Source organism: Bradyrhizobium sp. WSM1417 (genome assembly GCF_000515415.1).
In the GTDB taxonomy this organism is placed as follows: Bacteria; Pseudomonadota; Alphaproteobacteria; order Rhizobiales; family Xanthobacteraceae; genus Bradyrhizobium.
In genome coordinates, this window is sequence record NZ_KI911783.1 from 5,714,374 (window position 1) to 5,726,558 (window position 12,185).

Annotated in this window: 11 protein-coding genes; 2 read left to right on the forward strand and 9 right to left on the reverse strand. The window is 63.4% G+C overall.

The window, feature by feature from the left end; genetic code table 11:
* The first annotated feature begins 360 nt into the window (after positions 1 to 360).
* Positions 361 to 1,533: an acetylornithine deacetylase gene (gene argE / locus BRA1417_RS0128010; protein WP_027518621.1), complete on the forward strand. Its 1,173-nt coding sequence runs from the start codon at positions 361 to 363 to the stop codon at positions 1,531 to 1,533.
* A gap of 130 nt (positions 1,534 to 1,663) precedes the next feature.
* On the opposite strand, the gene BRA1417_RS0128015 is transcribed toward argE, so the two are convergent.
* The 3 genes from BRA1417_RS0128015 to BRA1417_RS0128025 form a co-directional block, all read right to left on the reverse strand.
* Positions 1,664 to 2,290, reverse strand: coding sequence for a LysE family translocator (locus BRA1417_RS0128015; RefSeq protein ID WP_027518622.1), 627 nt, complete (start codon positions 2,288 to 2,290; stop codon positions 1,664 to 1,666).
* Between the two features lie 90 nt (positions 2,291 to 2,380).
* Positions 2,381 to 3,439, reverse strand: a complete 1,059-nt coding sequence (locus tag BRA1417_RS0128020; RefSeq protein WP_027518623.1) for a phosphotransferase family protein — start codon at positions 3,437 to 3,439, stop codon at positions 2,381 to 2,383.
* 132 nt (positions 3,440 to 3,571) lie between these two features.
* Positions 3,572 to 4,807 (reverse strand): acyl-CoA dehydrogenase family protein, encoded by a 1,236-nt coding sequence (locus BRA1417_RS0128025; RefSeq protein ID WP_018460217.1) that lies wholly within the window; start codon positions 4,805 to 4,807, stop codon positions 3,572 to 3,574.
* 237 nt (positions 4,808 to 5,044) lie between these two features.
* On the opposite strand from BRA1417_RS0128025, the gene BRA1417_RS0128030 reads away from it, so the two are divergent.
* On the forward strand, positions 5,045 to 5,707 hold the full coding sequence (locus BRA1417_RS0128030; RefSeq protein WP_027518624.1) for a TetR/AcrR family transcriptional regulator: 663 nt from the start codon (positions 5,045 to 5,047) through the stop codon (positions 5,705 to 5,707).
* Positions 5,708 to 5,881: 174 nt separating this feature from the next.
* Here BRA1417_RS0128030 and BRA1417_RS0128035 read toward each other — a convergent pair whose 3' ends face one another.
* From BRA1417_RS0128035 to BRA1417_RS0128060, 6 genes are all read right to left on the reverse strand, one after another.
* Positions 5,882 to 6,286, reverse strand: coding sequence for a RidA family protein (locus tag BRA1417_RS0128035; RefSeq protein ID WP_035968831.1), 405 nt, complete (start codon positions 6,284 to 6,286; stop codon positions 5,882 to 5,884).
* Between the two features lie 110 nt (positions 6,287 to 6,396).
* On the reverse strand, positions 6,397 to 6,612 hold the full coding sequence (locus BRA1417_RS0128040; RefSeq protein WP_007602925.1) for a hypothetical protein: 216 nt from the start codon (positions 6,610 to 6,612) through the stop codon (positions 6,397 to 6,399).
* Between the two features lie 158 nt (positions 6,613 to 6,770).
* Positions 6,771 to 8,000 (reverse strand): CaiB/BaiF CoA-transferase family protein, encoded by a 1,230-nt coding sequence (locus tag BRA1417_RS0128045; RefSeq protein WP_027518626.1) that lies wholly within the window; start codon positions 7,998 to 8,000, stop codon positions 6,771 to 6,773.
* Between the two features lie 171 nt (positions 8,001 to 8,171).
* Positions 8,172 to 9,377 carry an MFS transporter gene (locus tag BRA1417_RS0128050; RefSeq protein ID WP_027518627.1) on the reverse strand — a complete coding sequence of 402 codons (1,206 nt, stop codon included), beginning with the start codon at positions 9,375 to 9,377 and terminating at the stop codon, positions 8,172 to 8,174.
* 114 nt (positions 9,378 to 9,491) lie between these two features.
* A complete protein-coding gene (locus BRA1417_RS0128055) occupies positions 9,492 to 10,340 on the reverse strand; it encodes a 3-keto-5-aminohexanoate cleavage protein (protein ID WP_027518628.1) in 849 nt (282 codons plus the stop codon).
* 123 nt (positions 10,341 to 10,463) lie between these two features.
* Positions 10,464 to 11,855 carry an MFS transporter gene (locus tag BRA1417_RS0128060; RefSeq protein WP_027518629.1) on the reverse strand — a complete coding sequence of 464 codons (1,392 nt, stop codon included), beginning with the start codon at positions 11,853 to 11,855 and terminating at the stop codon, positions 10,464 to 10,466.
* Between the last annotated feature and the right edge of the window lie 330 nt (positions 11,856 to 12,185).

Here is a 12,185-nt window from a genome sequence, read left to right on the forward strand (position 1 = left end):
ACTTTTTTGGGGGAAGATCAAGACTGGATTGCTTCGCTGCGCTCGCAATGACGAAGTCTGTGGGTGGCAGGGTCGCGCTTCCATTCGCATTCCGGATCGCAGATGCACCTTCGCATCCTCGCGGCTTGTTCGCCCTAGCTTTGCTTTGGTCGTCTGACCCTCAAATGAAAGACGGCATACACCGTTTCCGAATTTCGGCAAAGTTTCGCCGCCGCGCGTTGGGCCACGGCTCGCGTGTTTTGCTCGACGGCAACGCAAGGCGTTGCAGGTTCGGATTTGTGCTGGTTTGCCCTACCACCCGCAACGTTGGTATGGTTCGTGCAAGCACTTCAGCTTCCATCCCCTGACAAGAACGTAATAATGCCAAGCTCAAGACCCGACCGTATTCGCAAGCTGCTCGCCGACCTCGTCGGCTTCGACACGATCAGCGATCGCTCCAACCTGCCCCTGATCGTGCATATCGAGAGCTATCTCGCCACGCTCGGTGTCAAGGGTGAGCGCATCGTCGACGAAACCGGACAGAAAGCCTCGCTATGGGTCACCATTGGACCCGAGGACCGCCCCGGCCTGGTGCTGTCGGGCCACACCGACGTGGTCCCCGTGGTCGGCCAGGACTGGAGCCACGATCCGTTCAAGCTGATCGAGCGCGACCGCAAGCTCTATGGCCGCGGCACCACCGACATGAAGGGCTTTGTCGCGGTGTGCCTTGCGATGGTGCCGGAGATGCTGGACGCAAAGCTGACAACGCCGATTCATCTGGCGATCTCCTATGACGAAGAGATCGGCTGCGTCGGCGTGCGGCCGATGCTGCGCGAGGTCGCGAAGAAACAGATCAAACCGCTCGGCGCCTTTATCGGCGAGCCGACCGAGATGAAGGTCATCATCGGCCACAAGGGCAAGCACGGCGTGCGCGCCACATTCCGCGGCCTCGCCCGCCACTCCTCGATCGCGCCCGACGGGGTCAACGCCATCGAATATGCCGCCGAGTTGATCGTCGAAATCCGCCGCCGCGCCGTGGCGCTCGCAGCCGTGCGATCGGCGGACAGCCTCTACGACGTCCCGCACTCGACGCTGCTCACCAGCATCGTGCATGGCGGCGCCGCGCTGAATATCGTGCCTGATACCTGTACGGTGGATTTTGAATGCCGCGGCATCGGCATTACGGAGTCCAGGGAGGTCACGGATGCCATCGTCGCCTGGGCCAAGGCGGAGATCGAGCCCGCGATGAAAGCCAGACATCCGGAGTGCGGAATTGATTTCGAGGAGATCCTCGACTATCCCGCGCTCGACACGGCGGCCGATGCGACAATCGTCACGCTGGCCAAGAGCCTTGCGGGGCGCAACGACCACGCCAAGGTCGCGTTCGGCACCGAAGCAAGCCTGTTCGCCAGCATGGCCGATATCCCGTCGGTGGTGATCGGCCCCGGTTCGATCGCGCAGGCGCATACGCCGGACGAGTTCGTGGAAATGGCGGAGCTGGAGAAATGCGCAGGCTTCGTCGAGAAGCTGATCGCGCATTGCGTGAAGGGGTAAGGCTTCTCCTCGTCATTGCGAGCGAAGCGAAGCAATCCAGAATCGTTCCGCGAGGGCAGTGTGGATTGCTTCGTCGCAAGAGCTCCTCGCAATGACGGGGGCAGCGCGTATCCCACGTGAGCGGTGAGCCTCATCGCTCCTGCAAGGCCAGCCGCACGCCAATCGCGCAGTAGATGGTCCCGACCACCTTGCCCTGCCATTTCACGACGGCCGGATGGCGGCGTAGCAAATTGCCGAGGCGGCCGGCGCCGACGGCGAACACCACCGTGCTGACGAGGCCAAGCAACACGAAGACAGCGCCGAACAGCGCGAGCTGCAGCGTCGTCGAACCATGCTCGGGACGGACGAACTGCGGCAGGAACGCGAGGAAGAATAACGCGGTCTTGGGATTGAGCACCTCGGTCAGCACGGCCTGCCGGAATGCCCGCGCTGCGCTGATCGCGGGCGCGCCGCCATTCACCTCGAGCGGCGTCCTGTCGAGCATGGCGCGAATGCCGAGATAGATCAGGAACGCGGCACCGGTATATTTGACAATGCTGAACAGCAGCGCCGAGGTCGCGATGATCGCCGAAAGACCGACGATCGCCATGCTGGTGTGGATCACGTCACCGGCCGCAATTCCCGCACCCGTCGCGATGCCGACCTTGGTTCCCGAACTCGCGGCGCGCGCCATGGTGAGCAGTGTCGCCGGTCCGGGAATGAAGACGAAGCCGAGAACGATGAGGATGTAGGTGATGAGCGTGGCGTGATCGATCATGCGGGCATCTCTCTCGTCATTCTGTCCCGTGTCCCGGACACGAGAGGAACGCAAGCAAAAGCGCGGCCGTCAGCCGTGCCTTCGGATTCCTTAAACCGCGCCCGCCTTCTGCGCGTACTCCCATGAGGCCTTCGACAGCGGCACGGTGCGCTTGGCTGACTCCAGCGCCTTGGCATTCGCCGCGGTGCCGTCGCGGACGCGGCCGGCGATGCCTTGCGTGATGCCGGCGAGGCGGAACAGGTTGTAGGCAAAATACCAGTTGAGATCAGGCACCGTCATCTTGGTGACGCTGCAATAGATCTGCGCGGCCTCTTCCACGCTCGGAATGTTGAGCGCCTTGAGGTCGGCGCCGTCCAGTCCGGGCATCACCCACTGCATCAGCAGATAGGTGAAGTCGGCCATGGGATCGCCGAGCGTCGACAATTCCCAATCGAGCACGGCCTGCACGCGCGGTTCCGTCGCATGGAAAATCATGTTGTCGAGGCGATAGTCGCCGTGGACGATCGAGACGCGCGCCTGCTCCGGCACGGTCTTCGGCAACCATTCGGCGACCTTCTCGAACTCCGGAATGGTCTGGGTTTCGGACGCGCGGTACTGCTTGGTCCAGCGGTCGATCTGGCGCGCGAAATAATTGCCGGGCTTGCCGAAGTCGCCAAGACCGATCGCGACGGGATCGAACATGTGGAGTTTTGCCAGCGTCTCGATCTTGCTGGTGAAGATCTTGCGGCGGTCTTCCCGCGTCTGGCTCGGCAGCGTCGGATCCCAGAACACCCGGCCGTCTTCCATCGACATGATGTAGAAGGCTGAACCGATGATGCTGTCGTCCTGGCACAGCGCGTAGGCCTTCGCGACCGGAAAGCCCTGCTTTCCCAGCGCCGCGATCACCCGATATTCCCGATCGACCGCGTGCGCCGATGGCAACAATTTGCCGAACGGTTTTCGGCGCATCACGTAGGAGCGGTTCGGCGTGTCCAGCCGATAGGTCGGGTTGGACTGGCCACCCCTAAACTGGAGCACGACCAGCGGACCCTGATAGCCTTCGACGTTTTCGCGCATCCAGGCTTCGAGCCGCATCTCGTCGATGCGATGACGCTCCTCAACCGGTTTGGTGCCCGAGAATTCTTCGTCTTTCCTGACGCCGTCAGCCACGATGACGCTCCCTCTTCAGTCCGAACATGATCCTAATCGGTACCCCCCGGCGCACTTGCGTCAAGCGGTCATCCGATCACGGATCATGCCCTGTCGTTTCTTCAAATCGGGAGCGCCAGCGTGCCCTCCCGCTTAATGACTGGAAGAGTTTGCATACTTCCGAACCTCGAGCCTGGCAATGGCGCGATTGTGCACCTCGTCCGGGCCGTCGGCGAGACGGAGCGTGCGGATGTGGGCGTAGTCCTTGGCCAGTCCGGCTTCGTCCGAGACGCCTGCACCGCCAAATGCCTGGATCGCCTCATCGATGATCTTCAGCGCCATGTTGGGAGCTGCGACCTTGATCATGGCGATCTCGGCCTGCGCGGTCTTGTTGCCGACCTTGTCCATCATGTCGGCGGCCTTGAGGCACAACAGCCGCGTCATCTCGATATTGGTGCGGGCTTCGCCGATGCGCTGCTCCCACACCGAATGTTCGACGATCCGCTTGCCGAAGGCGGTGCGCGAGGTGAGCCGCTTCACCATTTTCTCCAGCGCCTCCTCGGCCTTGCCGATGGTGCGCATGCAGTGATGGATACGGCCGGGACCGAGACGGCCCTGCGCGATCTCGAAGCCGCGGCCTTCGCCGAGCAGGATGTTCTCCTTCGGCACCCGCACGTTCTCGAGCAGCACCTGGGCGTGGCCATGCGGCGCGTCGTCGAAGCCGAACACGGGCAGCATCTTCTCGACCTTGATGCCGGGAGTGTCGAGCGGAACCAGGATCTGCGACTGCTGCTGGTGCTTGGCCGCCTTGAAATCGGTCTTGCCCATCAGGATCGCAATCTTGCAGCGGGGATCGCCGACGCCGGACGACCACCATTTGCGACCGTTGATGACGTAGTGGTCACCGTCCTTCACGATGCTGGTCTCGATGTTGGTGGCATCGGACGAGGCCACCGCCGGCTCCGTCATCAGGAAGGCGGAGCGGATCTCGCCGTCCATCAGCGGACGCAGCCATTTGCGCTTCTGCTCCTTGGAGCCGTAGCGCATGAACACTTCCATGTTGCCGGTGTCGGGCGCGGAACAATTGAAGACTTCCGAAGCCCAGGAGATGTGGCCCATCTGCTCGGAGAGCAGCGCGTATTCGAGATTGGTCAGTCCCGCGCCGCGGAATTCGTCGTCCTCATGCTCGTTGGGCGGCATGAACATGTTCCAGAGGCCTTCGGCCTTCGCTTTCTTCTTGAGATCCTCGAGCACCGGGATCACCTTCCAGCGCTCGCCGCTGCGATCCTGCTCGTCATAAACCGGCACGGCCGGGCGCACGTGCTTGGCCATGAAGGACTGCACGCGGTCGAGCCATTCCTTCTGCTTCGGCGACAGATCGAAATCCATGGGACGCTCCTCGTCTTTGCCAACTCGTTGTGGCGAACTTGTTTTGGCGAACTTGTTTTGCGCCGGACTGTCCACCCGCATTGTGCGACCCGCAAGTGCGAATGCGCGACTTGCGAACTCTCCGGAACCCCTTCGCGCGTTTGCGAACGAGTCCCGATTGCGGATTGACTTTCCCGGCCTTCAAACGATAGTTTCATACAACTGTTTGAATTGCAACTCCCTCCCCGAGGGGCTCCCATGGCCAGCGATCATACCCGGACTGCCATTCTCGCCGCCGCCGAACGGCTCTATGCCGATCGCGGGTTCGGCGACGTGACGCTGCGCGACATCGTCGCGGAGGCCAATGTCAATCTCGCGGCGGTGAACTATCATTTCGGCTCGAAGGACGAGTTGATCGCGGAGCTGTTCGTCACACGTTCGATCGCCACCAACCGCGAGCGTCTGCGCGAGTTGAAGGCGGCGGAAGAACAAGGCGGCGGCCGCGCGCCGATCGAGTTGATCCTGCACGCCCTGGTCGGTCCGACGCTGCGCGGCTGCCTTGGCCCCGAGAACCAACGCTCGAGCGCGGCGCGTTTCATGATCCGCGCCTCGATCGAATCCGTGCCGCCGATCCGCCGCATCAAGAATCGCGAGATCGACCATTTGCGCAAATTCGCCGGCGCGATGCGAAGGTCCCTGCCCGACCGCAGCGACGTCGATATCTATTGGGGCCTGAATTTCGCGCTCGCCATGGCGCACCACACCATCCGCGAGAGCGAGCGGCTGACGAAATTATCGGAAGGCAAATGCGACCTCGACGACGTCGAGGACGTGGTCGCGCGTGTCGTCAGCGTCGCGACGATGGCGCTGACGGCGGGAAAGGTGGAGGCGAAGGCGCCGCCAAAGGTGGCGGCGCGCTAGCGCACTCGTTGCCGCACTGACGGTGCGCTCCCTCGCCCCGTTCTTACGGGGAGAGGGTTGGGGTGAGGGGCCTCTCTCCGCGTATGAGATCGTCGAGGGACCTGTACCCCCTCACCCGGATCGCTGACGCGATCCGACCTCTCCCCGCAAGCGGGGCGAGGTAAGTAAGCGCGCTCACATCATCGCGATGCAGTCGATCTCGACGTCGAAGGGGCCGAACCATTCCGGCGTGCAGACGAAGATCCGCGCCGGCGGATCGTGCGGGAAATAGCACGCATAGACGGCGTTGAACGCAGCGAAATGTTTTGTCGAGGTGCAGTAGACGTTGCACTTCATGACCTTGTCGAGGCTCGCGCCCGCCGTCTGGAGGCACAGCTTCATCTGCTCCATGATCAGTTCGCTCTGCCGTTCGATCGGCACGTCCGCGATCTCGCCCGTGTCGGGGTCGAACGGCGGCAGGCCGGCGACGAAGATCATGTTGCCGGCGCGCGTGACCGGCGAGACCGGGGCTTTCCGGCGGTCAAGGAATGTCGAGATCGGTTCGACGCGGAGCGCTTCGCGCTTCAGTTCGGGTTTCATGGGCGGCCACCTTCGGTGCAAGCGAGATGACGGCTTGCTACATCATCTTGCAGCCGTCATGCTTCGCTTGTGATCGAAGTTTGATCGCCGAAGTTTGCCCGTTGAGCCGCCTAAGCGTGCTGCGGCATCTCCTCGGCCTCTTCCTTGGCGAGCAGCAGCAGCATCTCGATGCCCATGTCGCCTTCCTGCGGCGAGCGGATGAACTTTATTTCGTCTGCGCTTTGCCGCAACGCGGCAACGATCGCGACGGCCTGGTTGGCCGTTGCCGCCTCGGTTGCCAGAATTGCCTTCTGGTTCTTGGCTTGAAACCCGATCGTGTAGGACATGCGTTCCCTCCCGGACTGAGTGGACCGATCGAATCTGAGTCGCGCGCGAAGCGGAAGCCTGTGTGAGTACGGACCGGGATTATCTGGGGATTGCGCGCAAGGCTCGCGCAAGGCCGCACGAGCGTCATGATGACGTCAAGATCTGCGCTCCGCCGAAGCTAGATGATCCCCTGCTGCTTCAGCGCCTCGATCTTGCCGGCATCGTAGCCGAGCTTGCCGGCGAGCACCTCCTGGGTGTGCTCACCGAGCAGCGGCGGGGCGCGGTAGTCCTTGATCGGGGTTTCCGAGAGCGTCAGCGCGTTGCGGATCAGCGAGAGATCGGGCTGGAAGGGATGGTCGACCTTCACCCGCATGCCGCGCGACTGGACGTGGGGATCGGAAAACACCTGCTCGAAATTGTTGATCGGGCCGGAGGGCACGCCGGCCTCCTCCAGCCTGTCCAGCCAATAGGCCACCGGCTGCTTCAGGAACAGGCCGGCGAAGATCGCCATGATCTCCTTGCCGTGCACGACGCGGTCGTTGTTCTTGACGAAGCGCTTGTCGCTCGCGAGCTCGGGCGCGCCGAGCACGGCGCAGGTGCGCTGGAACTGGCCGTCATTGCCGACCACCAGCATCAGTTCGCCGTCGGTGCAGCGGAACACGCCGGCCGGCATGCCGCCATTGCCCCAGGTGCCGCGGCGCGGCGGCGTCTTGCCATTGACGAGGTAGATCTGCAGCCAGTGCGACAACGACGCGATCACGGTGTCGAACAGGCAGACGTCGATATGCTGTCCCACGCCATCATTGGCGTCACGATGATAGAGCGCCGAGAGGATTCCGATCGAGGTGTTCATGCCTGTCATGTAGTCGACGATCGACGGGCCGACCTTCATCGGGCCCTCGCCGGGCTCGCCGTCGATATGGCCGGTGACGCTCATCAGGCCGCCCATCGCCTGCAGGATGGCGTCATAGCCGGCGCGCGGCGCGTAAGGCCCCGTCTGGCCAAAGCCGGTCACCGAGCAATAGATGATGCCGGGATTGATCGCCTTGATGGTCTCGTAGTCGAGGCCGTAGCGCTTGAGATCGCCGACCTTGTAGTTCTCCATGAAGACGTCGACGTCCTTGGCGAGCTCGCGGATGATCGCCTGCCCCTCGGGCTTGGCGATGTTGACCGTGACCGACTTCTTGTTGCGGTTGGCGCAGAGGTAAAACGAGTTGTTGTTGTTGGCCTTGCCATCGGGGTCGGTCAGATAGGGCGGGCCGAAGGCGCGCGCGTCGTCACCGGTGCCCGGCCGCTCGATCTTGATCACCTCCGCGCCCAGATCGCCCAGCATCTGGGCCGACAGAGGCCCGGCAAGTACGCGGGTGAGGTCAAGGATCTTGATGCCTGAGAGCGGCAGGGCCGACATGTAGGTGTCCTCCGGGGAACTGGATCTTGGCGCGGCGGCGAGATCGCAGGACGCGCTCCCTGCGGATACACCATTTTGGCAGTCCGAGCACTGCACTGTGGGCATACGGCTATCCGCCCGCCCGCCCGGCGCAGGGTCACCCGCGCGGTAATTTCCGCAGCGCGAATATTCTCAGGTCACGGCCGCTGCAGCCACCTGCGGCCGCCGGCGGCCGAGCAGGACCAGGATCAGCACCGTGGCGCAGGAGCAGACGAAGGTGAGACCGAGCGCGCCGCGGCTGCCGAACTGGGTGAGCAGGCCGACAAGGAGGGGCGGCGAGACCGCGGAGGCGAGATTGAGCGGCAGTGCGATCATCGACATCGCCTTGGCGAACTCGGTCTGATCGTAAAACACGAGCGGGATCGTCGCCCGCGCCACCGCCATTGCGCCGCTGCCGGCGCCATAGAGCAGGATGAAGGCCGCAACCGCCCAGGTCGCGCCATCGCTCGTCATCAGCAGCAGCATGGCGACCGGGAGCGCCGTGCCGGCGACGAGCCCGGTCGTGATTCCGTCCCACCGCCCTCCGCCGAGAAAATCGAGCCCGCGGGCGCTGACCTGGATCACGCCCAGCATCGAGCCGAACGCAAGCGCCTGCGCCGGGGGAAGCCCCTCCGCTCTCAACAATTCGATCATGATGGCGCCGATGCCGAAATTGACGAAGGCATTCAGCGTGATCGCGGCGACGACGAGGCTGAAGGTGCTCCTGGGAATCGCCGGCGGCGGTGACAACTTCACCGGCTCACCGCCATGACCCGCGGCTATTTTCCGGCGCGGGGCGAGGAACGCGTAGAGTGGAAGGTTGATGACGACCATCATCGCCGCATAGACCAGGCACGTCCCGCGCCAGCCGAGCAGACCGCTGAGGAACGACGTCGTCGGCCAGAAGATGCTGCTCGACAACCCGGTCACCAGCATCAGCGCGCCGATTGCGTTCTTGGCCTGCCGCCCGGCGACCTCGTTCAGCATGATATAGGCGCCGGTCGACAGCGTGGCGCTGCCGGCAGTGCCGAGGACGATCCAGGCAGCGAAATACAGTATCGGCTCGCGCGCGAGGGACAGCAGGATGAAGCCAGGCACGGTGAGGACCGTGCCTGATATCATCACCTTTCGTGCGCCGTGCCGCGCAAACGACTTGGCGAGCCAGGGCGCACACAGGCCCATCGAGACATAGAGAACGGACGTCCCGGCGAACACAGCCGGCAGGCTCATGCCGAGATCGGCCGCGAGATCGCGTCCGACGATGGCGGGAAGACCTATCGTACCCCACCCGACAAGCTGGGAGACCGCAAGCACCAGCAGGACCCCGATGAGCCTGCTGTCAGATTTCAAGAACCGCATTCCAACCGTCGCCTGCCCGGCAGGCGCCGATCACGCCTGTGACACCTGTCTTACCCGCAGACTCGGCGCACGGAAACGCCGGCCATCGAATGGCAGCAAGCGGCCGGGAGCATGTCAGGAGGCGGCAGGAGCTCCCTGCCCCGCGAGCCCGAGCAGGGATCGCGCCTCGGCCGCAGTCGCCACGCGCCGGCCGTGGCGCACGACAGCCTCACCGGCGACGGCCACGAGCTCGGCGTTGCTGGCGGCGAGGCGCGCCTTGTCGATCCTGATATTGTCCTCGAGCCCGGTGCGGACCGCATCGGCGCCCCGCGCGAGCGCCCAGTCCATGACCTCGGCCTGGTGGCGTCCGATCCCGGCGGCCGTCCACGTCGCCTTCGGGATCAGCCGCCTGAGCTCTCCCAGCAGAATGTCGAGGACATGCTCGTCCGCGGGCATGGCGTTCTTGACGCCCATGACGAACTGCACGTGCGGACGCGCGTCGATCAGCCCAGCCTCGATCAAGCGGCGGGCCCCGTGCAGATGCGACAGATCGAAGATCTCAATTTCCGGCCGGATGCCATTCGCCTTCATGCCGGTGGCGAGAGTCTCCACCAGCGCGGCGCTGTTCTCGTAGACGATGGTCGGAAAGTTCACCGATCCCGTGGACAGCGAGGCCATGTCCGGCTTCAGGTAGAGCGACGATCCGCGCGCCGAGGGATCGCGACCCCGCCCGCCGGTCGAGAACTGAACGATCATGCCAGGACAATGCTTCTTGATCCCCTCCTGCACTACGGCGAAACGCTCGGGATCGGAGGACGGCGTCTCGTCGTCGTTGCGGACATGGATGTGGGCGAGCGTGGCACCGGCTTCGAAGGCCTGGTGCGTCGACTCGATCTGTTCGGACGGCAGAATCGGGACCGCGGGATTGTCCTTCTTGCGCGGAACGGAGCCGGTGATGGCGACAGCGACGACGACGGGGTTCATCTTGCAACCTCATATTGACTGCGCTCACGCGCACCAAATTCGAATCGGCAGCCTGACTATGCAGTGAGGCCCTGCCGCCGCGAACATCGTCGATCGCGGCGGCAGTTGCCTCTATCATACCCGTCAGGTCCGAACCGTGGCAGCCCCGCTCACTGCATCGCCGGCACGCTGGCGGTCATAATCTGCCCGCGGCATCGGAACGGCATTGGGGTTGCCGAGATCGTCGATCCTGATCCGATAGGTTTCCCGCGCGGTCAGGGCCGCCAGCGCGGCGATGACCGTGATAGCGAAGGCAATCGCCCCCACCGTTAACGGAATGTTGGTCGAGCCGGGAGGCGCGACGGTCGCAAACAGGGCAGGAAGCAATGCGGTGATGGTGGTTCCGATGTTCTGCGAGATCGCCATCGCCGAGACGCGGGTGCGGGTCGGAAACAGCTCCGGGTAAAAGCTCGGGAAGATCGCGTTGTAGCCCTGATAAACGACGCCCCACATCAGCAGCGACACCAATATTGCCAGCGGCACATTCCTGATGCTGATGGCATAGAGATAGCAAAAGGCGAGCAAGCCGGAGAGAAGCGCGCCTACGATGATCGGAGGCCTGCGGCCGACCTTATCGGAGAGATTGCCGACGAAGGGAATGACGAACACCGCCAGCATATTTCCGAGCACGGGGATCCAGAGATAGACGTCCTTGGCAAAACCGATCCCGTAGGCCGGCTGCACCGCATAGGCCGCGCCGAAGATGGTCGCAACGACAGGAATGACGTTCATCAGGGCCATGCAGATGACCCTGAGCATGTCGCGCCAGCTCAGCTTGATGGCCTGGACGATGGGCGCGCGCGGCGTTTCTCCCCGTTCGCCCTCGCGGGCAAAAGCAGGGGTCTCGTCGACTTCGCGACGGATGATGTAGCCCGCGACGATGACGAAGAAGCTGAGCAGGAACGGAATCCGCCAGCCCCAGCTGTTGAAGGCCTCGGTTGGCATATAGGCCGCCAGCGGCAGGAACACCGCGGCCGCGAGAATTTGTCCGGCCTGCACCCCCTGAAGGGCGAAGCTGGCATAGAAGCCCCGCCGACCGAACGGCGCGTGCTCCAGGATCATCGAGCTTGCGCCTGAGATTTCGCCGGCAACGGCAAATCCCTGCACGAGGCGCAGAATGACGAGCAGAATTGGCGCCAGGATGCCAACCTGCTGGTAGGTCGGCAGGATACCCACGGCCATCGTCGAGATGCCCATCAGGAACATGCAGACGATGAGAACCGTCTTGCGGCCATGAGTGTCGCCCCAGTGGCCGAGGACGAAGGCACCGATGGGACGAGCCACATAGCCAACCCCATAGGTTGCCAGCGACGCAACGATCGCGACGGTGGGATTCTCCGACGGGAAGAAGATTTGCGGGAAGATCAGCGACGCAGCGGTCGCGTAGATGAAGAAGTCATAATATTCGAGAGCCGACCCGATCCAGCCGCTCGCAGCGGCCTTCCTGGACTGACTCATCTGATGGGTCGCGGTCATCTCAAGATTCCTCCCTTGGGTTTTTACTGACGTCCCGTTGACGGGCTTCGCTCAAAATTGGGCAGCACTCTCCGGCCGCTCTGCGGAGTTTCGCGAGCGCTTGTCATTGCCGGTGGGTGTCTGCTTGGTGGCGACGATAGGCTATCGCCGGGCTAACACAATTACCCAGTTATGCGACAAACCTAACCTGATGTTATCTAGGCGCGAGACCCACGTCCCGGCGACACCGCCGGCAGGCACATGCCGAGATCGGCCTTCCGAAGGGTGTGGAGTGCCCCTTCGCAGAACGGCGAAGTGGGAGGCGGTTGACATTGGACCATTACATGGTCC